The 19,026-nt window shown below is 66.2% G+C and carries 20 protein-coding genes and 1 pseudogene; 8 read left to right on the top strand and 13 right to left on the bottom strand.

Annotation, left to right across the window (positions count from 1 at the left end; all coding sequences use genetic code 11):
- Positions 1-11 precede the first annotated feature (11 nt).
- Together KBY85_RS08305 and KBY85_RS08300 are read right to left on the bottom strand one after the other, a co-directional pair.
- A complete protein-coding gene (locus KBY85_RS08305) occupies positions 12-2,024 on the bottom strand; it encodes a protein kinase domain-containing protein (RefSeq protein WP_254961030.1) in 2,013 nt (670 codons plus the stop codon).
- Complete coding sequence (locus KBY85_RS08300) at positions 2,024-3,025, bottom strand: cysteine synthase A (protein ID WP_254961029.1); 1,002 nt, start codon at positions 3,023-3,025, stop codon at positions 2,024-2,026. Before KBY85_RS08300 ends, KBY85_RS08305 begins: the two co-directional genes overlap by 1 nt.
- A gap of 81 nt (positions 3,026-3,106) precedes the next feature.
- Between KBY85_RS08300 and egtB the strand changes: the two genes are divergently transcribed.
- From egtB to KBY85_RS08275, 5 genes are all read left to right on the top strand, one after another.
- Positions 3,107-4,261, top strand: coding sequence for an ergothioneine biosynthesis protein EgtB (egtB, locus tag KBY85_RS08295; RefSeq protein WP_254961028.1), 1,155 nt, complete (start codon positions 3,107-3,109; stop codon positions 4,259-4,261).
- The gene (gene egtD / locus KBY85_RS08290; RefSeq protein ID WP_254961027.1) at positions 4,251-5,216 is read left to right on the top strand and encodes an L-histidine N(alpha)-methyltransferase; all 966 of its coding nucleotides are present in this window, start codon (positions 4,251-4,253) and stop codon (positions 5,214-5,216) included. Before egtB ends, egtD begins: the two co-directional genes overlap by 11 nt.
- A 17-nt stretch (positions 5,217-5,233) precedes the next feature.
- Complete coding sequence (locus tag KBY85_RS08285) at positions 5,234-5,470, top strand: hercynine metabolism small protein (protein ID WP_254961026.1); 237 nt, start codon at positions 5,234-5,236, stop codon at positions 5,468-5,470.
- Complete coding sequence (locus KBY85_RS08280) at positions 5,467-5,937, top strand: hercynine metabolism protein (protein WP_254961025.1); 471 nt, start codon at positions 5,467-5,469, stop codon at positions 5,935-5,937. The genes KBY85_RS08285 and KBY85_RS08280 overlap by 4 nt, the downstream gene beginning before the upstream one ends.
- Before the next feature lie 129 nt (positions 5,938-6,066).
- Positions 6,067-6,894 (top strand): YdcF family protein, encoded by an 828-nt coding sequence (locus KBY85_RS08275; protein ID WP_254961024.1) that lies wholly within the window; start codon positions 6,067-6,069, stop codon positions 6,892-6,894.
- Positions 6,895-6,942: 48 nt separating this feature from the next.
- On the opposite strand, the gene KBY85_RS08270 is transcribed toward KBY85_RS08275, so the two are convergent.
- Genes KBY85_RS08270 through KBY85_RS08240 form a run of 7 tightly spaced genes read right to left on the bottom strand, consistent with a single transcriptional unit; the run spans position 6,943 to position 13,320 of the window.
- A complete protein-coding gene (locus KBY85_RS08270; RefSeq protein ID WP_094559041.1) occupies positions 6,943-7,206 on the bottom strand; it encodes a hypothetical protein in 264 nt (87 codons plus the stop codon).
- 43 nt (positions 7,207-7,249) lie between these two features.
- The gene (lysS, locus tag KBY85_RS08265) at positions 7,250-8,770 is read right to left on the bottom strand and encodes a lysine--tRNA ligase (RefSeq protein WP_254961023.1); all 1,521 of its coding nucleotides are present in this window, start codon (positions 8,768-8,770) and stop codon (positions 7,250-7,252) included.
- 39 nt (positions 8,771-8,809) lie between these two features.
- Positions 8,810-9,619: a response regulator transcription factor RpaB gene (gene rpaB, locus KBY85_RS08260; RefSeq protein WP_396121833.1), complete on the bottom strand. Its 810-nt coding sequence runs from the start codon at positions 9,617-9,619 to the stop codon at positions 8,810-8,812.
- A 54-nt stretch (positions 9,620-9,673) separates the two neighbouring features.
- Positions 9,674-11,023, bottom strand: coding sequence for an ABC transporter substrate-binding protein (locus tag KBY85_RS08255; RefSeq protein ID WP_254961022.1), 1,350 nt, complete (start codon positions 11,021-11,023; stop codon positions 9,674-9,676).
- A gap of 4 nt (positions 11,024-11,027) precedes the next feature.
- Entirely contained in the window at positions 11,028-11,531 is a 504-nt protein-coding gene (locus KBY85_RS08250; protein WP_106632917.1) for a rod shape-determining protein MreD, read from the bottom strand.
- Entirely contained in the window at positions 11,528-12,268 is a 741-nt protein-coding gene (gene mreC / locus KBY85_RS08245; RefSeq protein ID WP_254961021.1) for a rod shape-determining protein MreC, read from the bottom strand. Before mreC ends, KBY85_RS08250 begins: the two co-directional genes overlap by 4 nt.
- A gap of 5 nt (positions 12,269-12,273) precedes the next feature.
- Positions 12,274-13,320 carry a rod shape-determining protein gene (locus KBY85_RS08240; protein WP_254961020.1) on the bottom strand — a complete coding sequence of 349 codons (1,047 nt, stop codon included), beginning with the start codon at positions 13,318-13,320 and terminating at the stop codon, positions 12,274-12,276.
- A 129-nt stretch (positions 13,321-13,449) separates the two neighbouring features.
- Here KBY85_RS08240 and KBY85_RS08235 point away from each other — a divergent pair, with 129 nt between their 5' ends.
- On the top strand, positions 13,450-13,839 hold the full coding sequence (locus KBY85_RS08235; RefSeq protein ID WP_254961019.1) for a single-stranded DNA-binding protein: 390 nt from the start codon (positions 13,450-13,452) through the stop codon (positions 13,837-13,839).
- 12 nt (positions 13,840-13,851) lie between these two features.
- On the opposite strand, the gene KBY85_RS08230 is transcribed toward KBY85_RS08235, so the two are convergent.
- Positions 13,852-14,511, bottom strand: a complete 660-nt coding sequence (locus KBY85_RS08230) for a DedA family protein (RefSeq protein WP_254961018.1) — start codon at positions 14,509-14,511, stop codon at positions 13,852-13,854.
- A 10-nt stretch (positions 14,512-14,521) separates the two neighbouring features.
- Positions 14,522-15,961, bottom strand: a complete 1,440-nt coding sequence (gene ahcY / locus KBY85_RS08225; protein WP_254961017.1) for an adenosylhomocysteinase — start codon at positions 15,959-15,961, stop codon at positions 14,522-14,524.
- A 123-nt stretch (positions 15,962-16,084) separates the two neighbouring features.
- On the opposite strand from ahcY, the gene tsaE reads away from it, so the two are divergent.
- Positions 16,085-16,522, top strand: a complete 438-nt coding sequence (gene tsaE / locus KBY85_RS08220) for a tRNA (adenosine(37)-N6)-threonylcarbamoyltransferase complex ATPase subunit type 1 TsaE (RefSeq protein WP_254961016.1) — start codon at positions 16,085-16,087, stop codon at positions 16,520-16,522.
- Positions 16,523-16,572: 50 nt separating this feature from the next.
- Here the strand turns inward: tsaE and mutT are convergent.
- Positions 16,573-17,007 (bottom strand): annotated as a pseudogene (gene mutT / locus KBY85_RS08215) (8-oxo-dGTP diphosphatase MutT); the annotation flags it as partial.
- Positions 17,008-17,093: 86 nt separating this feature from the next.
- Between mutT and KBY85_RS08210 the strand changes: the two are divergent.
- Positions 17,094-18,746 carry a dihydroxyacetone kinase family protein gene (locus tag KBY85_RS08210; RefSeq protein WP_254961015.1) on the top strand — a complete coding sequence of 551 codons (1,653 nt, stop codon included), beginning with the start codon at positions 17,094-17,096 and terminating at the stop codon, positions 18,744-18,746.
- Here the strand turns inward: KBY85_RS08210 and KBY85_RS08205 are convergent.
- Positions 18,731-19,026, bottom strand: a 296-nt coding sequence (locus tag KBY85_RS08205) for a sigma factor-like helix-turn-helix DNA-binding protein (protein ID WP_315859975.1), incomplete at its 5' end; no start/stop codon positions are given. The genes KBY85_RS08210 and KBY85_RS08205 overlap by 16 nt on opposite strands.

The raw sequence follows: 19,026 nt of genomic DNA, 5'->3' as shown, positions 1-19,026 counted from the left end.
TCCGGCTGGAGTCAATTCACTGGCGGTGGCACGGGTGGTGGCGGGGCGGCGGGCTGTTCGGGCACTGCCGGAGCCTGGGGAGGCTCTGGCTGGGCCGCCGGCGCCGGCGGTGAGGGTTCGGGGACGGCCACCGGCGGCGTCTCGACAGGGGGCGGATCGGCCCGCAACGACAGGGTGATCAGAGCTGGCGCCACGCCCTCGTTGGTCACCAGCAACTGCACTGGGGAGTTCTTCTGCACCCCCAAACTGACCACCCGCAGGGGCCCCTTGGCTTCCAGCAGCTCGCCATCGGCACCAAACACACTCATCTGCATCAAGGGCGAGCCGTTCACGCCCAGCACCAGGCGATAGCCCGGCGGCAACCGCACCGGGAACAGCCGGGCACCACCAGCCTCCACCTGGGCTGAAATCACCTGGGTTGCCTGGGCTTGGGCCTGAATCGCCTCGATCTGCACGTTGGCCAGGCCCTGCTCCGCCGCGGCAAACCACAGCTGGCGAAATGGCTCGGCAGGGATGTCAGCGCCGGGGCGGCCCGGCAGCAGGCTCTGGGCACTGCCCGACACCAGCTGGCGCAACACCGCCGAGCTGAGTCCCTGGCTAACCAGGGCCTGCTGACGCCTCTCCCAGTCACCGTTTGTGTAGGAACCCAAGCGGCGCCGAATCTCGAGGGGTAGCTGCTCCACCCGAGCCAGCCACTCCTCTGCAAGCTCATTCCAAACCTTGCGCAGAGGGGAGTCGTCGAGGGAATCGCTGGGCAGGCGGCCGCCCCGCTCTGGAAACTGGGCCAGCAGGCTGGCATCCACCAACTTCAAGAACCAGCCCCGATCCACCTGCATAGCCCTCAGCCGGTTAAGCAGCTGCTGGCGCTGATCCACCTCCGCCGGCGGCAGGCTGTTGGGCAACTGCAGGGCCGCATCGGGAATGGGCATGGTCAAGCGACCGCGGCTCAGCCACCACCAGCCCAGGGCAGTGCCCACGACCGCCGACAGCACCAGGGCAATCACCACCGGCCAGACGCCGCCTTCAGCGACCTCCTCGCGCTCCTCCAAGCGGCTACGCAACGAGGGCGAAGGCGGCTGGGGCGGCTCCAGTGCGGGTTCAGCAGGAGCTTCAGGTGCTGCGGGTGCTGGTGCAGGTGCTGGAGGTGCAGGTGCAGGTGCGGGAGGTGGTGGGGGCACCAGGGCGACGGTGCGATCGGCGCGGGGCACCGGACCGGTGCTCTCTGGCATAGGTATGGCCTGAAAGGCGGCCAGGGCCTGGGAGGCGGAAGCGAAGCGCTCGCCGGGCTGGCGCTCCAGCAGGCGCTTGATTTGGGCCTGCAAGGCCGGTTCAGCCGTGAGGGCCGCCGGCCAGCGCCAGTCCATGGTGACCGAATCCAGTAGCCGGGCGGGCTCCTCGCCGCTGAGCAGCACCAGGGCCACCACCCCAAGGGCGTGCAGGTCCATCCAGGGCTCCGGCGGGGAGGGCTCGGGGTCTGCGACTCGAACCCGCTCGGGTGGGGCGTAGCCCGGGGTGGCGACGGCCGTGCCTGCCACCAGGCCGAAATCAAGCAACACCGGCAGCCCGTCGGTGTCGCGGCGCAACAGGTTGGCGGGGCTGAGGTCGCCGTGCACCAGCTCCTGGCTGTGCAACACGGCCAGCACCGGCAGCAGCTGGCGCAGCAGCAACAGCACCTCGCCGGCACCGAAGACCAACTGGCGCTCGGCACGGGCCTGCAGCAGCAGTTGGTAGGTACGGCCGGCCTGCCATTCGCGCACCAGCCACAAACCCTCCTGGGCCTGGATGGCCGCCCCGAGCCGGGGCACCTGGGGATGGAGCAGCCCCTGCAGCTGGCCCCAGAGCTGGCGCGCCCGAGCCGGGTCGATAGCTGGGCCCAGCAGCCGCAAGGCCATCGGCGCCTCGGCGGCTAGCTGATCGCTAGCGCGCCAGAGTTCCCCCTGGGGAGCCTCTGCCGGCGGGGCGGAGCTGAGGCGTTGCTCGAGCCGGTAGCGCTCGCCGATCAACTGACCCACCTGCACCGCCATCAGCCCACCTCCAGCGAGGGCCGCAGGGGTTGGTGTAACCCCTTGCCCGCCAGCCAATCGGCTTCATAGAGCCGAGATCGGTAGCGATCGCCGCTATCGCACAACACGGTCACGATCGTGTGACCAGGACCAAGCCGCCGGGCCGTTTCCACCGCCGCGGCCACATTGATGCCCACCGAGCCGCCCAAAAAGAGGCCCTCCTGCCACAGCAGCTGATAGATCGTCTCGAGCGCGGTCTGGTCGTCGATGCGCACGGCATCATCGATGGGAGCACCCTCCAGGTTGGCGGTAACGCGGCTGTTGCCAATCCCCTCGGTAATCGAACTTCCCTCACTGACCAGCTCACCCCGGCTGGCCCAGCTGTGTAGGGCACTGCCGTGGGGGTCGGCCAGCACGCAGCGCACGGCTGGGTTCTGCTGCTTCAAGTACAGGGCAACCCCGGCATAGGTGCCGCCGGTGCCAGTGGCCGCCACCCAGGCATCCACCGCCCCATCGGTTTGCTGCCAGATCTCCGGACCGGTGGAGTTGAAATGGGCGCGGCGGTTAGCCAGGTTGTCGAACTGGTTGGCCCACACGGCCCCGGGCGTTTCGGCGGCAATACGGCCCGAAAGCCGCACGTAGTTGCTGGGGTCGCGGTAAGGCACCGCCGGCACCGTGCGCACCTCGGCGCCGAGGCTGCGCAGCAGACCGATCTTCTCAGCCGACTGGGTGTCGGGAATCACGATCAGGGCCCGGTAGCCGCGGGCGTTGCAGAGGTGGGTGAGGCCAATGCCGGTGTTGCCAGCGGTGCCTTCCACCACCGTGCCTCCAGGCTGCAGCAGCCCCTGCTCCTCCGCCTCCAGCAGGATGCCTAGGGCGGCGCGATCCTTCACCGACCCCCCAGGATTCATGAACTCGGCCTTGCCGAGGATCTCGCAGCCCGTTTGCTCGCTCAGGGCATTGAGCCGGATCAGGGGCGTGTTGCCAACGGCGCCCACGAACCCTGAAGTGATGCCGGCCATATCCGCGTGCAATGCGTGGCGGGATCGTAGGCAAGGTCCCTAAGGTCGGACCTGAATTAGCCCCAGATTGGCGGCAGCGGCATGGGGCAAGAGCTGAAGGCGCGCTATGCGCAGGTGCGCCAACGCAGCCTCGAGCTTGTGGCTCCCCTGCAGCCCGAAGACGTCTGCCTGCAGGGCATGGCCGATGCCAGCCCGCCCAAGTGGCACCTGGGCCACACCACCTGGTTTTTTGAGCAGTTTGTGCTGCGCAGCCCCGTGTCGCCAGAGGCCTGGGGCTTTCTTTTCAACAGCTATTACGACTCAGTAGGAGCCCGCCACCCCCGGCCCCAGCGGGGCCTGCTCAGCCGGCCGGCCCTGGCCGAGGTGCTGGCCTGGCGGCAGCGGCTAGATGGGGCCCTGCTCAGCCTGCTGGAGCAGCTGGAGCCGGGCGATCCCCGGCTGGAGCTGGTGGAACTGGGGCTGCAGCACGAGCATCAGCACCAGGAGCTGCTGCTGATGGACCTGCTGGATGGCTTCAGCCGCAACCCGCTCGAGCCGGCATATGGCCCAGAGCCGGAGGCTGCTTATCAGGCGAGCGTTGCCCAAGAGCCCACCTGGCTGCAGCACGAGGGGGGGCTGGTGGAGATCGGCCATCCAGGTGGCAGCTTTCATTTCGACAACGAGGCGCCCAAGCACCGCCAATGGCTCGAACCCTTTGCGCTTAGCTCCCGTTTGGTGAGCAACGGCGAATTTGCAGCCTTCATTGCCGATGGCGGCTACAAGAGACCGGAGCTGTGGATGAGCGAGGGCTGGGCGGTGGTGCAGGCCCGGGTCTGGCGGGGACCGCGCTACTGGCGCGACGGCGACGAGGAGTTTTCACTGGCGGGGCGTCAGCCGCGGCGCCCCGAGTTGCCGGTGCGGCACCTGAGCTGGTTTGAAGCCGATGCCTACGCCCGCTGGGCGGGTGCCCGGCTGCCGGGCGAAGCCGAATGGGAGCTGCTGGCACCCCAACTTGACCAGGCCTTCGGGGTGCTCTGGCAGTGGAGCGCCAGCCCCTACCGGCCCTATCCGGGCTTCGCGCCAGCGGCCGGGGCGGTGGGGGAATACAACGGCAAGTTCATGAGTTCCCAGATGGTGCTGCGCGGCAGCTGCTTCCTCACCCCGCCTGGCCACGAACGGCTCACCTACCGCAACTTCTACCCACCGGCGAGCCGCTGGGTAGCCGCTGGTCTACGCCTAGCCCGCGATGGCGGCTGACATGCAACTGATCGACCTCCACCCCGAACCGGCCGACATGCGGCGGCTGGTGCGCGAGGGCATGGCCCAGCAACCGCGTCAGCTGCCGGCTTGGCTGCTATACGACGCCGAAGGCTCACGGCTGTTTGAGGCGATCTGCGAGCAGCCCGAATACGGGCTCACCCGCACCGAAACGGCCCTCCTGGAAGCGCGGGCGACTGAGCTGGCGGCGGCCCTGGGGGAAGGGGTGCTGGTGGAGTTTGGCGCCGGCAATGCCCGCAAGGTGGGGCCCCTGCTCGAGGCGCTGCAGCCACCGGCCTATGTAGCCCTTGACATCAGCGCCGATCATCTTCAGCAGAGCTGCGTGGCCCTGCAGGCGCGCCACCCGGCAGTGCCCGTGCTCGGCATCTGCTGCGACTACAGCGCCCTGCGGCAGCTGCCCGAGCACCCTTTACTCAGCGGCCGGCGGCGCCTGGGTTTCTATCCCGGCAGCTCAATCGGCAACTTCAGCCCCGAGGAAGCGCAGGCGCTGCTGCAGCAGCTGGGCCAACTGCTGGGCCCTGGCGCCAGGCTGCTGATCGGCATCGACCAGCCCAAAGCCGTGGCACGGTTGGAGGCCGCCTACAACGATGCCGCCGGCGTGTCGGCGGCCTTTGCCCGCAACCTGCTGATACGGCTCAACCGCGACCTGGCGGGCAGCTTCAACCCCGACGCCTTCGCCTACTCCGCCCGGTGGCAACCCGAGCACAGCCGCATCGCCATGGCCCTGGTGAGCCGCGAAGCGCAAACCGTGCAGCTGGCGGGGGAGGCCTGGAGCTTTGCGGTGGGCGAGCCGCTGATCACTGAGTACAGCGTCAAGTACGACCCGGTGGCCTTCCTCGCCCTCGCCGCCCGCGCCGGCTGGCGGGGCGCTGGCCGTTGGAGCGATCCAGTCGACGACCTTTCGCTGCACCTGCTGGTGACGGCAGACTCCTGACATCAGGCAGGAGAACCATGGGTCGCGAAGAGCAACGGGCCACCATGCGCCAGGTGCGCGAGGGTCTGATCGCCGAACTGGAGGAGCTGTATCGGGGCGCCTTTGATCGCATCGGCAGCCAGGACCTAGGCGAGGGGGCAATCGCCCGACTCACCCAGCTGCTGCTGCGCTCCCGCGAAGCGGCGATCACACCGCTCCAGCAAGAGATCGAGGCGCCGTTGATCACCACGCCGGCCGGGCAGCCCGCCCCGTGAGCTGGCTCGACGAGCTGGAGGCGCAGCTGGATCAGCAACTTGCGGCCTTTCTCGCCGCCAACCCCAGCCAGGAAGCCCTGCTTGGCGAGCAGGAAGCGCGGGATCGCCAGGCCCGGCTGGTGGGGCAGCGGCGCCAGTTGCAAAGGCAGGCGGAACAGGAGCGCCAGGCCCTGCTGCAATTGGCCGCTGAAATCCGCTGCTGGCAGGAACGGCTTGCCAAGGCCCGCGCCGCCGGCGCCACAGCCCTGGCCGAGCGAGCTGAAGCCCACCAACTGGGCCTGATGGAACAGGGCCGGCTGCGCTGGCAACGCCTCGGGGAACTGGGGGTGAGCTTCGCGGCCGTGGAGCGCGATCTGCGCGAACTGGAGAGCCGTCCCCGCCCGCCAAAGGCCTCCACCCTGGAGCAGGACTGGGCCAGCTTCGAGGCCGAACAGGCTCTAGAGCAGCTGCGCCGGCGTCAGGGCTGAAAACAAAGGCAGAGCTCCGCCGGTCGACGTGTCCCAAGCCCAAGCCCTGCTGTATTCCGTACAGGCTGTACAGAATCCTGGAGAGCCCACAATCACAGCCGCTTACGCCCAGCCCAACCACCTGCCGCCATGGGTTTTCTGTTGTCCAAACTGCTGCCGTTGCTGCTCTACCCGCTGGGTCTAGGGCTGCTGCTGCAACTCCTGGGCCTGGCTGCGGCGGCCAAAAGCAGTGAGCAAGGCAGTCGCCGGCGACGTCAGGCCAGCCTCTGGCTGAGTGGAACGGGGGTGGGACTGATCTGGCTGTGTGCCATGCCGCTCAGCAGCCGCCAGCTGATCTGGGGCCTGGAGGATCGGGCGGCGGCGCTCACCCCGCAGCAGCTGCCCCGTGCCGACGCTGTGGTGGTGCTGGGCGGCGGCTTGCGGCCGGCCCTGCCACCCCGCCAGGGTGTCGAAGTGGCGGAAGGGGGCGACCGGCTGCTGCGCGGCCTGCAACTGGTGCGCAGGGGCCTGGCTCCCCTGCTGGTGACCAGCGGCGGACGGGTGAGCTTCACGGGCCATGATCCCGCCCCACCTGAAGCGCTCTGGGCCAGGGATCTGGCCCAGGAGCTAGGGCTGCCAGCCGATCGGATCCTGATCAACCCCGGCTCCCGCACCACCGCCGAGGAGGCTCGCGATATCGGTGCCTTGGGCCAGCGGCGGGGCTGGAGCCGGGTTCTGCTGGTCACCAGTGCCTTTCACATGCCCCGCTCACTGGCCACCTTCCAACAGCGCAGCGGCCTGACGGTGGTGCCGGTCGCCTGCGACTACCAGCTGCCGGATCGTGCCCACTACGGCAAACCCACCTTGGGCAACACGCTCAAGAGTTTGTTGCCCGATGCCGAAGCTCTCTACCTGAGCACCTTGGCCCTGAAGGAGCACTTGGGGCTGGCGATCTATCGGCTACGGGGCTGGAGTTGATCGAGCTGGCTTGTGGTCCAGCCTGTTGACCTTCAAGCCTTTTGGCGTTCAAGCCTTGGGCGCCGGGGGCACCAGGCTGACACCATCGGGTGGCGGAGTGGGGTCGGGATCGGCGATCAGCATGTGCTGCAGCACGATCTCGGGACGTTCACTGTCCCGCCAACGAATTCGGTAGGCGGGCATCTTGGTGCCACGGCTGGTGGTCTGCTCCACCGGCTCCATCACCCAGCCCCGGCGCGAGCGACCCTGGGGGTTGCGCTTCACCACAGCATCCGCGTGTTTGAAGCGAAAACCAACGCGCTCGCCACTCATGGAATCGCTGACCCCGGATGGGGGAGATTGCCTACTAGAGGGATTATCCCATTGCGCCAGGCCCAACCTCCTGACGGGCCTCCGGACGTAAGAGGGGGAAGGCGATCACATCACGGATCGAGGGGCTGTCGGTGAGCAGCATCACCAGTCGATCAATGCCAATTCCCAGGCCGCCGGTGGGGGGCATACCCACCTCCAGTGCTTGGATGAAGTCCTCGTCAACGCCTTGGGCCTCGTCGTCGCCGGCAGCACGGCGCTCCTGCTGGGCCTCAAGCCGCTGGCGCTGGTCCACCGGATCAATCAACTCGCTGAAGGCGTTGGCGGTTTCACGGCCCACGATGAACAGCTCAAACCGCTCCACCATGCCGGGCTTACTGCGATGGGCCCGGGCCAGGGGTGAGTTCTCCACCGGGTAATCGACCACGAAAGTGGGCTGGATCAGCTCAGCCTCGACCCGCTGCTCGAAGGCCTCCACCAACAACCGGCCGACGGAATCGGCCAGGGCTGGCACCTCCAGCCCCTGGGCTCCCATGGCTGCAGCCGCTGCCTCTCGGCTATCAAAAGAATTGAAATCAAGGCCAGTGGCGGCTTGCACCAACTCGTGCATGGTGGCCCGCCGCCAAGGGGGCGCCAGGTCGATGTCGGTGCCCTGATAGCTGATCTGGGTGCTACCGCACACCTGTTGGCACACGTGGGCAATCAGCTGCTCAGTGAGCGCCATCATGTCGGTGTAGTCGGCATAAGCCTGGTAGATCTCCACCGAGGTGAACTCGGGGTTGTGGCGGGTACTGATCCCCTCGTTGCGAAAGATGCGCCCCAGCTCGTAGACCCGCTCAAAGCCGCCCACTACCAGCCGCTTGAGGTGTAGCTCGGTGGCGATGCGCAGGGTGAGGGGTAGATCGAGGGCGTTGTGGTGCGTCTCAAACGGGCGGGCATCAGCACCACCGGGCACGCTCTGCAGCACCGGCGTTTCGATCTCCAAAAAGTCGCGCTCATCGAGCCAACGACGCATGGAGCTCACCGCCACGGCCCGGCGCCGGAAGGTTTCGCGGGTGTGGGGCGACACGATCAGATCCAAGTAGCGCTGGCGGTAGCGCTTCTCCACATCCGCCAGGCCGTGCCACTTATCGGGCAGGGGCTGGAGGCTCTTGCAGAGCATGGTCCAGCCCTTCACCTTCACCGAAAGCTCACCGCGATCGGTGCGGCGCAGGCTGCCCTGCACGCCGATCAGGTCGCCGGCATCCACCAAGGAGGTGAGGTGGGCGAAAGCCTCGGGATCCTCCGGCATGGACGCCTCGAGGGTGGCCTTCTCAATAAACAGCTGAATCGGACCGGTTTCATCAGCCAGGGTGAAGAAGGCGAGCTTGCCCATCACGCGGCGAGTCATCACCCGGCCTGCCACGGCCACTTCCAGTTGCCGCTCCTCTCCGTTGGCTAGGTCGGCATGGTCCTGCTGCAAAGCAGCCGTGCGGTGGCTGGGCTCAAAGCGCAGGGCGTAGGGACCCTGGCCGAGGGCGGCTAGGGCGGCGGCTTTCTCCAGACGGGTCTCGCGCAGATCCGACAAGGCAGACAGGGGGCTGAATCGGCCCATCCTGCAGGAGCGCTAGCCGTTAGCAGCCAGGCTTGCTTCAGCCATCCGCTGGGAGGCGTAGCCAGTGCCGCGCACCGTGAGGATCAGCTCCGGATTGCGGGGGTCGGGCTCGAGTTTGCCGCGCAGGCGAGCTACGTACACGTCCACCACCCGCAAGTCGGCGGCGCGGCGGGGGGGATAGCCCCAAAGCTGCTCAAGGATTTCGGCCCGGGGCACGACCCGACCCGGTTCTCGGAACAGCAGCTCAAGCAGGCTGAATTCGGTATAGGTAAGCCCGATGCGCTCGCTATCGCGGGTCACCTGGCGGCGGTTGGTGTCCACCACCAGATCACCCACCCGCAGCAGACCGCTGCCGCTGGGCACCTCGCGAGGCTCGGCAGAAGCTGAACCGCGGCCAACCCGTCGCAAAATTGTGGCGATCCGGGCTTCGAGCTCCTTGGGGCTGAAGGGCTTGGGCAGATAGTCGTCAGCCCCGAGGTCTAGGCCCGACACCCGCTCGGCGATCGCATCAAGGGCCGAAAGGAAAATGATGGGAACGCAGGATTCAGCCCGTAGCCGGCGGCAAACCGCAAAGCCGTCCAGCTTGGGCAGCATCACATCGAGCACGACGAGATCGGGCTGCTCTTGGTGAAACAGGCTGAGGGCTTCCTCGCCGTCTTCAGCGCAGATCACCCTGTAGCCAGCCAGCTGCAAGCGCATCACCAGCACCCGGCGCACGGCGGCTTCGTCGTCTACCACCATCACGGTGGCTTTGGGCTCGACCGGGGCAGGCCCCAGGGAATCGGAGAAGGCGTCTGAAATGGGCCTGTCCTCCGAAGGCATGGGCGGTGCGCCGGGATGAAGAATCGCAACCATAACGCTCGATGCTCCCTTGGGTCACCCCCAACGGGCCCGGGAGTAGCGGTTCCACTCGTCAGCCGCAGCAGTCAAGGCCGCATCACTGGCCACCTGGCCGAGCATGGCGCGCTGCAGCTGGGTATACACAATCGCCTGCAGTCGTTTCACCCCCGGGCTCGCCGGCACCAGCACCCTGGCCTGGCGAAGAGCCTGGGCCGACAGCAACCGGGCCCCCTGCACCAGAGCCTCCTGCGCCCCAGCCCCAGAAACAGGGGCAGGAGGAGTCGCCAGGCTTGCCTCCAGCTGCTGCAGGGCTTGGCGGTTGGAGGGCAGCACCCGCGCCTGCTCGGCGAAGGCCAGCTGGTTGGGGCCATTGGTGAGAAATAGGGCGAAGCGGGCCGCCTCGGCCGCCAGGACGCTCTGCTTGGGCACCACCAGATTCATCACCGCCACGTTGGCCTCAGCGCTGGCACCCGTGAGCGGCGCAAAGGGCGCCGTAACCGCTGCAACGCCAGGAGCATTGGTCTGCAGGTTGCGCAGGAAGTCGGGGCCCGTGGCCACCTGGGCCAGGTCGCCCGATTGGTAGAGCTCGATGGCTCTGCGGTAGCCCTGGCTCACCACCTCCCGTGGCAAAAGGCCGCGGCGGTAGAGGTCACTCCAGAAGGCAAAGGCCCGCCGCCCCGCGGGGCTATTGAAGGCCGCCCGTTGCTCCCCATCTAGCAACTTCACCCCCATCTGCACCAGGGTCTCGAGCAGCTCGGCGGAGTCGTCGGGCACCACTGTGACAAACAAGGCGTAGCGGCCCGTGCGGCGGCGCACGGCCTCGGCAAAGGCCGGCACCTGGTCCCAGGAAGCCGGTGGGGCGCTGTAGCCGGCCCGCTCAAGCAGCCGGCGGTTGGCCATGGTTATCCGCGCGGTCAAATACCAAGGAATGGCAAATTGCTGGCCCCCCTGCCCCTGGCGGCCTGCCTCCCAGATCGCTGGCAAATAGGCATCAGCAGCCCCCGCCGGCAGCACATCACTTAGATCAAGCAGCCCCCCCTTGCTGGCCAGGTTTGCCGCGAAAGGGGGGTTGAGATTCACCAGGTCCGGGGCGGTGCGGGCAAACACAGCCGCCAGCAACTTGCGCTCTACCGAGCTCCAAGGCACGTCGGTCCAGCGCACCTGCAGCCCGGGGTTCTGGCCCTCCCAGGCTGCGATCAGCTCCCGCAAATAGTCGTTGAACTTGGGGGCCAGGTCCAGGGTCCAGAAATTCAGCACCTGGGCCGCCGCGGAATCAGTCCCCGGACCAGTCCTGCCACAACTGCCCAGGCCCGCTGCCAGCAGGGCAGCAGCGGAGCCGCCGCCAAGAAGCTCAAGGAAACGCCGCCGGGTCTGGATCAATGCCATCTACTCAGCCTCGCCCGCCCTGGATCTGCTGGCGCCAGAGCAGCAGCTGCAGGGAGCAAAGCAGCGGTGCCAGCAGGGCCGTGAGCAGGGTTTGGGCCAGCCAGGTGTGCAATGCGGGCTCAAGGGGCCAGGGGCCCAGCAACCGGCTCTGCAAAATCAGGCTGCCGCCAAGCAGGGCCGCACCCAACAGGGCCAGCAGGCCAAGACTGAAGCTGCGCTCGATCGGCGGCCCCTGGCGGCCCAGCCGACCCCACCACCAGCCCAGCAGGGCCAGGGCAGGAATCTGCGTAATAGACCCGGGGTGCAAAGCATCAAGCAGCAGTCCCAGCCCGGCCCCAGCCAGGGCGCCGGAGAGGGGTCCATCGGCCAGGGCCCAGGGCAGCAGCCAAAGCACGGACCAAGCCGGGGGAATGCCCGCCAGCTTCAGGGGCCCGGGCGCAGCAAGCACCAGCCAGGGCACTACTAAAGCCGTAGCCACACACCAACCGTGGCGGGCCAGCCGACTCATGGCAGCCGCACCTGCACCCAGTCGACCGCCTCAAGCGGAGAACTCAGCTGCACCACGGCCTCGGTCGCCGGTACGGCCCGGTCGTCGACCGACTCGATCACACCCACCGTGAGGTTGGGAGGCACCAGGGTGCTGGCGGGCGAGGTGACGACCACATCCCCCGGGCGCACGCCTGGATCCTTCTCCAGAAAGCGCAGCAAGGGGCGGCTGGTGCCAATGCCCGTGAGCAAACCATGGCGCCGAACCCGTCCCACCCAGACGCCAACCCGGCTGCCGGGATCGGTGAGCAGGGTGACGCTGGCAGTAGTGGGAGTAACGCCGGCAATCCTGCCAATCAGCCCCCCCGGCGCCGTCACCGCCATGCCGGGCCGTAGGCCCTGCAACTCGCCGCGGCCAATCACGAGCTGCTGCCACCAGCCCCCTGTCTGGCGCGAGATCACCGCTGCCGCCAATTCGCGGCCCCCCTGACCCTGCAGCTGCAGCAAGCTGCGCAGCCGCCGGTTGTCGGCATCCAGCTGGCGCAAGCGGGTTTGATCGTTGAGAGCCTGGCCGCTACGCACCCACTCACCCTGGGCACTACCGGGCCAGAAAGGCCGGCTCAACAGGGCGTAAGCATCGGTAAAACCCACTCCTTTACTGAGCCGCACTGCCAGCAGGGCCAGCACCAGCAAGGCCCAGGGCCAGGCCTGAACGACAGGGCCCAGGGCGGGAAGGCGAAGCCTGCGGCCGGCCTGCATCGGGATCAGGCGTGCTGACGCACGAAGTCAGGGGTGTCGAGCACGCGCTGCAGCCGCTTGTAGTCCTCAAGCACCATGCCGCAGCCGTTCACCACGCAGAGCAGCGGTTCTTCTGCCACATGGGTAAGGATGCCGGTCTCGTGGCTGATCAGGTCGGTAATGCCGCGCACCTGGGCACCACCACCGGCAAGCATGATGCCGCGATCGACGATATCGGCGGCTAGCTCAGGCGGCGTGCGCTCCAATGTGCGCTTAACGGCTTCCACGATCACGTTGAGGGGTTCGGCCATGGCCTCGCGAATATCGCCAGCGCGAATGTTGATTGTGCGGGGCAGACCGGAGAGCAGGTGCAGGCCGCGCACATCCATGGAGGTGTTGTCGTGGGCATCGTCAGGGAAGGCGGAGCCGATGCGGATCTTGATATCCTCAGCGGTGCGCTCGCCTACTACCAGGTTGTGCACCTTCTTGAGATAGACGCCGATGGCTTCACTGAGTTCGTCGCCAGCCACCCGCACCGACTCGCTCAGCACGGTGCCACCCAGGCTGAGCACCGCCACTTCAGTGGTGCCGCCTCCGATATCAACAATCATGGTGCCAACCGCCTCGGTGACGGGCAGACCGGCGCCGATGGCGGCCGCCACCGGCTCATCGATTAGGTGCACCTCACGGGCGCCAGCCAGGCCGGCTTCCCGCACAGCACGGCGCTCCACACCTGTAACTCCACTGGGGATGCCGATCACCAACCGGGGCGCCACGATGCCGCGGCCTTCATTGGCCTTGCGAATGAAGGTTTTGATCATCTGCTCAGCGGCGTCGAAGTCGGCGATCACGCCGTCACGCAGGGGCCGCACGGCGCGAATGTTGCCGGGGGTACGGCCCAGCATCATCTTGGCCTCATCGCCCACGGCCAGGGGCACGCCCCGCTCCAGATCCATGGCCACCACAGAGGGCTCCTGGAGCACGATGCCTTTGCCCGACACGAAGATGAGGGTGTTGGCGGTGCCCAGATCAATGCCGATATCGCGCGAAAACTGGAAACGACGGAAAAACACGGACGCCCGGCCTGCAAGGGCCGAATCATACGAGGGTGTTACAGACGGCTCTAACGGTGGAACTGATGAAAGGTGGCAGCCGAACCGGGTGCCGCATCATTGATCCATCAGCAACAGGAGACATCAACCATGGGCGTGAATTCCATCACCCTTGTCGGCCGGGCCGGCCGCGACCCCGAAGTCCGCTATTTCGAATCAGGCAGTGTGGTCGCCAACCTCACCCTCGCCGTCAACCGCCGCAGCCGTGACGACGAGCCCGACTGGTTCAACCTCGAAATCTGGGGCAAACAAGCCCAGGTAGCCGCCGACTATGTCCGCAAAGGGGCCCTGGTGGGCATCATCGGCAGCTTCAAGCTTGACCGCTGGACCGACCGGGCCAGCGGTGAGGAGCGCACCAAGCCCGTGATCCGGGTAGACCGGCTGGAATTGCTCGGCTCCAAGCGCGACGCTGAAGGTGGCGGTGGCATGGGGGCAGGCTTCGGTGGTGGCTCTCCAAGCGAGGAGGAAGTGCCCTTCTAAGCCGGGTCTGGATCAGTGGGAATCGCGGCGCTTCTTCCAGATGCGCAGCCCCAGCCAGACGGCGCCGGCGGCCAAGGCCAGCACCAGCACGAGCTTCACAGCCTTGGCCACCGGCTCTATCCAGTGCTCCACATTTGCGTAGCCCTCACCCAGTGCCAGGCCCGCCAAGGTGAGAAGCAGGGTCCAGATAAGGCTGCCGGCTGTGGTCCAAAGCAGGAAAGGCGCTATGGGCATCATCTCGATGCCCGCGGGCACCGAAATCAAGGTGCGGATGCCAGGCACCAGCCGGCCCCAAAAAACCAAAGCGGTGCCGTATTTGGCAAACCAATCGCGGCTGCGATGCAGCTCCATAGGGCTGATGCCAATCCAGCGGCCGTGGCGAGCCAGCCATTGCTCCAGGCGCTGCTCGTTGATCAGACGACCGATGCCATACCAAGGCAAAGCCCCCAGCACCGTGCCGAGCAGCCCCGCCACTACTACTGGCAGCAGGGCCAATTGGCCCTGCTGCACATAAAAGCCCCCGAGGGGCATGATCAATTCGGAGGGGATCGGCGGGAAGAGATTCTCAAGGAACATCGCCGCAAAGATCGCTCCATAGCCAAGCCAGGGATTGGCCTCCACTGCCGCACCAATCAGCTGAGGCAGCTGTTGCACCAGTTCGCCAATCCCCATCGGGCTCTTCTCAGTAGCGGTAGTGATCGAGCTTGTAGGGCCCGGCTACCGGCACGTTGATGTAATCAGCCTGCTCCTGAGAGAGCTCAGTGAGCTTGGCGCCGATCTTGTCGAGATGGAAGCGGGCCACCATCTCATCGAGGTGCTTAGGCAGCACATACACCTGCTTGGCGTACTGGTCGCCCTTGGTGAACAGCTCAATTTGAGCCAGCACCTGGTTGGTGAAGGAGGCGCTCATCACAAAACTGGGATGGCCGGTAGCGCAACCCAAATTCACCAAACGGCCTTCAGCCAGCAGGATGATTTTGTTGCCGCTGGGCAGCACAATGTGATCAACCTGAGGCTTGATGTTGTCCCAGGTGTACTGCTTGAGGGATGCCACATCAATCTCATTATCGAAGTGACCGATGTTGCAGACGATCGCCTGATCCTTCATCTGAATCAGGTGCTCGTGGCGGATCACCTTAAAGTTGCCAGTGGCAGTCACGAAGATGTCCACGTCGCCCACCACGTCGTCAAGACGCACGACGCGATAGCCCTCCATCGCGGCCTGCAGGGCGCAGATGGGATCAACTTCGGCGATCATCACGGTGGCGCCAAGACCGCGCAGCGACTGAGCTGAGCCCTTACCCACATCGCCGTAGCCAAGCACCAGGGCAACCTTGCCGGCCACCATCACATCAGTGGCGCGCTTGATGCTGTCAACCAGGGATTCGCGGCAACCATAAAGGTTGTCAAACTTGCTCTTGGTGACCGAATCGTTGACGTTGATCGCCGGGAAGGGCAGCTCGCCACTCTTCTGCATTTGATAGAGGCGGGCCACACCGGTGGTGGTTTCCTCGGTAACGCCCTGAATTTCGGCGTATATGCGGGAGTAGAAGCCAGGCTGGGCGGCCAGCTTTTGGCGAATGCTGTTGAAGAGGGCGGTTTCCTCTTCGTTGGAGGGGTTATCTAGAACTGAAGGATCGCTCTCAGCCTTCGTACCCAATACCACGAGTCCAGTGGCATCGCCACCGTCGTCGAGGATCATGTTAGGTGTGCCACCATCGCCCCACTCAAGGATGCGGTGGGTGAAGGCCCAATACTCATCAAGGGTTTCGCCCTTGTAGGCAAACACCGGCACATTGGCCGCTGCAATCGCGGCGGCAGCGTGATCCTGGGTTGAGAAGATGTTGCAGCTGGCCCAGCGCACTTCGGCGCCGAGAGCCACCAAAGTTTCAATCAGAACCGCAGTCTGAATCGTCATATGCAGGGAACCTGCAATGCGGGCGCCCTTGAGGGGCTGCTCAGCGCCAAACCTGGAGCGCAGGGCCATCAGGCCAGGCATCTCTGTTTCGGCAATTGCAATCTCCTTGCGGCCAAAATCGGCCAGACCGAGATCGGCAATCACGTAGGTATTAGTGCTTTGCAGCACGGGCGCGGAAGCCGTTGAGGCGGGTGAAGCCACCATGGGTTTTGTTTGGGGTACTGCTCGCTCCCGGCTGGGAGGGCGTGGTTTTGAAATATCTGCGGAGACGCCGAGGCTTCGGGCTCGCTGAAAATGCAATCTACAAGGAGCACCTCAACTCTCGTGATGCAAGCCCTGAGTGATGCCGCCACCACCCAGGCCTTCGGGCGGCAACTGGCGCTGCGTCTACCCGCTGGCAGCATCCTGTTGCTGGCAGGTGACCTGGGGGCCGGCAAAACCTGCCTGGTACAGGGCCTGGCCGCCGGCCTCGGCATTGAAGAACCAATCACCAGCCCCACCTTCGCCCTCGCCCAGCACTACCCGCTGCCGAAGGGCGGCGGGCTGGTGCACCTCGATCTCTACCGGCTGGAGCTGCCCGCCGCCGCCGACGAACTATTTGCCCAGGAGGAGGAGGAAGCCCGAGCCCTAGGCGCCCTGCTGGCAGTGGAGTGGCCCGAGCGACTCAGCAGCGCACCGGCCGGCTGCTGGCAAATCCAGCTCAGCTTGAGCGACCCCTTCAACCCAGAAGCTGGACGCCTGATCGAGGTGCGTTCGCCGAGCTGAACGACCGGCCGGGGCAGCTTGCTGTTTTATTTGGCTAGCTAAGTCTTGGCTTAGCTAGCTGCCGCGAATGAAGTGCCCGCCCCCAGCAGCGCAGCAATGATCTGGGCGTTGGCCGCCGGGAAGGGATATTCGCCCAGCTGCTCAGGCCGCACCCAGCGCACCTGCTGGGAGGCCAGCGGCTGGGGCTCGCCGCTCAACCAGGTGCAGAGATGCACCACAAAGCACAACTTCTTATGGCTGTAGGCGTGCTCCACCACGATCAGCTCCTCGCCCACCTCCACCTCAATCGCCAACTCCTCCTCCAACTCACGGCGGATCGTTTCATCGATCAGCTCACCCGGCTCCTGCTTGCCGCCGGGGAATTCCCACAACCCCCCCAGCAAACCCTCATTGAGCCGCTGATCGATCAGCACCTCACCGGCGCCGTTGCGCACCACCCCCACGCCGATCACCTGGATCGGCAACTCGCTGGGGGCATCCATCACTACGCACGAGCGACTTCGGCGGCAGCGTAGACAGCGCCCGGTGAACTTTTATAGCTTGCCCAATTGAGCCTGAATAAGTTGGAGCCATGAGCTACCTGCCGACAGACGCCTCCGACTTCGCCAGCAAAGCCATCGACGGCTTTGTAGCTGCCCATCCCCGCCACGTTCAGCGCACCGATGGCGGCGTGATCCGCTTAGCACCGATCCCCGCAGGCCAGGTGGGTGTCGTCGTGGGCGGCGGCTCCGGCCACTATCCAGCCTTTGCCGGTCTGGTGGGCCGGGGCCTGGCCGCCGGCGCCGTTTGCGGCAACATTTTTGCCTCGCCCTCGGCAGGTCAGGTGCTGCGGGTGGGATCGGCCGTGGAACGGGGAGCGGGCCTGCTGCTGAGCTTCGGCAACTATGCAGGAGACGTGTTGCACTTCACGCTCGGAGCCGAAAGGCTGCGCCGCCAGGGAATCGACGTGCGCATCGTGACGGTCACTGACGACATCGCCAGCGCCCCCATCGACCAACCGGAACTGCGGCGTGGCATTGCCGGTGGCTTGGTTGTGTACAAGGTGGCAGGTGCCGCCGCCGAAGCCGGACTGCCCCTCGACGAGGTGGAGCGGCTGGCCCGCAAAGCCAATGGGCGCACCCGCAGCCTGGGGGTGGCCTTCAGTGGCTGCACCCTGCCGGGAGCCAGCCAGCCGTTATTTGAAGTGCCCAGCGGCCGCATGGCCATTGGCATGGGGCTGCACGGCGAACCGGGCCTGTCGGAAGGGCCCCTCACCGATCCCAACAGCCTGGCGGCCCTACTCGTGGAACGGCTGCTGACGGAACGGCCGGCGGATGTGCCCGAGGACCAGCAACGGCTGGTGGTGCTGCTGAACGGGCTGGGCAGCTTCAAATACGAGGAGCTGTTTGTGCTCTTCGGGGCCGTGAACCAGGAGCTCCTGGCCAGGGGGGTGGTACTGGCCGACTGTGAGTGCGGCGAGCTGGTCACCAGCCTGGATATGGCCGGGGTGTCCCTCAGCCTCTGCTGGTTGGATGCGGAGCTGGAAGGCTTCTGGAGCGCCCCCGCCGACAGCGCTGCCTACCGCCGCGGCGCCCTTACCCCACTCCCCCAGGCCCAAAACGCCCTACTGGGCCGCTTCGAGGCTGTGGAAAAGGCCTTGGAGCAGCGGGTTGAGGAGCTCGGGGCTCTCGATGCCGTCGCCGGCGATGGTGACCATGGCCTCGGAATGCTGAGGGGCATTCGGGGCGCCCGGCAGAGCGCCATCCACGCCTGCACCCGGGGCTGCAGCACCGGGGAGGTGCTGATGGAAGCAGGAGAAGCCTGGTCTGACCACGGCGGGGGCACCTCTGGAGCCCTCTGGGGGGGAGCCCTGCTGGCTGCCGGCAACTCGATAGCTCAAGCCAGTGAACTTGGAACTACAGAGATTGCAGCAGCTTTCGACGCCGCCCTGCAGGCCGTGGTCGGCCTCGGCAAGGCGGCTCCCGGCGACAAAACCATGGTGGATGCCCTCCAGCCCTACTGCCAAAAGCTGCACTCGGAGCTGCAAGCCGGAGTGCCCCTTGATCAAGCCCTGCACATCGCCGCGGAAACCTGCCTACTCGCGGCAAAAGCCACAGCAGAAATGCTGCCAAAACTGGGGCGAGCACGCCCCCATGGCAGTCGCAGCCTGGGACACCCGGACCCTGGTGCCATGTCGCTGGCCTACTGCTTGATCGCAGCAACCCAGGGTCAACCCGCTACGTAGGCCTCTACGGCATCGCTGATGCGGCGCAGGCCGGCCAGTCCGTCACGCTCCAGGTTGCGCACCCGATCGCGGCTAATCCCAAGGATGCGGCCGATACCGGTGAGACTCATCGGCTCGCCACCCTCAGGGTTGTCGGCGCAGGGGATGCCGTAGCGCATCTTCAGCACCCGCCCCTGCAGCTCCGGCAGTTGCTCCAGCAGCGCTCGCAGGTCGCCCTTCAGGCACTCTCCATCCACCCGGTCTTCAGGCAGCTCCGCATCTCCTGCCAGCAGGTCCAGCA

The organism is Cyanobium sp. BA5m-10, assembly GCF_024346255.1.
Lineage (GTDB): Bacteria > Cyanobacteriota > Cyanobacteriia > PCC-6307 > Cyanobiaceae > Cyanobium_A > Cyanobium_A usitatum.
Note: the sequence above shows the minus strand (reverse complement) of the source record. Positions and strands in the feature narration are given on the sequence as shown.

Excerpts from the sequence above, each read along its gene's own strand:
- KBY85_RS08305 (WP_254961030.1), bottom strand. The coding sequence starts at position 2,024 with ATGGCGGTGCAGGTGGGTCAGTTGATCGGCGAGCGCTACCGGCTCGAG.
- KBY85_RS08300 (WP_254961029.1), bottom strand. The coding sequence starts at position 3,025 with ATGGCCGGCATCACTTCAGGGTTCGTGGGCGCCGTTGGCAACACGCCC.
- egtB (WP_254961028.1), top strand. The coding sequence starts at position 3,107 with ATGGGGCAAGAGCTGAAGGCGCGCTATGCGCAGGTGCGCCAACGCAGC.
- egtD (WP_254961027.1), top strand. The coding sequence starts at position 4,251 with ATGGCGGCTGACATGCAACTGATCGACCTCCACCCCGAACCGGCCGAC.
- KBY85_RS08285 (WP_254961026.1), top strand. The coding sequence starts at position 5,234 with ATGGGTCGCGAAGAGCAACGGGCCACCATGCGCCAGGTGCGCGAGGGT.
- KBY85_RS08275 (WP_254961024.1), top strand. The coding sequence starts at position 6,067 with ATGGGTTTTCTGTTGTCCAAACTGCTGCCGTTGCTGCTCTACCCGCTG.
- KBY85_RS08270 (WP_094559041.1), bottom strand. The coding sequence starts at position 7,206 with ATGAGTGGCGAGCGCGTTGGTTTTCGCTTCAAACACGCGGATGCTGTG.
- rpaB (WP_396121833.1), bottom strand. The coding sequence starts at position 9,619 with ATGCCTTCGGAGGACAGGCCCATTTCAGACGCCTTCTCCGATTCCCTG.
- KBY85_RS08255 (WP_254961022.1), bottom strand. The coding sequence starts at position 11,023 with ATGGCATTGATCCAGACCCGGCGGCGTTTCCTTGAGCTTCTTGGCGGC.
- KBY85_RS08250 (WP_106632917.1), bottom strand. The coding sequence starts at position 11,531 with ATGAGTCGGCTGGCCCGCCACGGTTGGTGTGTGGCTACGGCTTTAGTA.
- mreC (WP_254961021.1), bottom strand. The coding sequence starts at position 12,268 with ATGCAGGCCGGCCGCAGGCTTCGCCTTCCCGCCCTGGGCCCTGTCGTT.
- KBY85_RS08235 (WP_254961019.1), top strand. The coding sequence starts at position 13,450 with ATGGGCGTGAATTCCATCACCCTTGTCGGCCGGGCCGGCCGCGACCCC.
- KBY85_RS08230 (WP_254961018.1), bottom strand. The coding sequence starts at position 14,511 with ATGGGGATTGGCGAACTGGTGCAACAGCTGCCTCAGCTGATTGGTGCG.
- ahcY (WP_254961017.1), bottom strand. The coding sequence starts at position 15,961 with ATGGTGGCTTCACCCGCCTCAACGGCTTCCGCGCCCGTGCTGCAAAGC.
- tsaE (WP_254961016.1), top strand. The coding sequence starts at position 16,085 with ATGCAAGCCCTGAGTGATGCCGCCACCACCCAGGCCTTCGGGCGGCAA.
- KBY85_RS08210 (WP_254961015.1), top strand. The coding sequence starts at position 17,094 with ATGAGCTACCTGCCGACAGACGCCTCCGACTTCGCCAGCAAAGCCATC.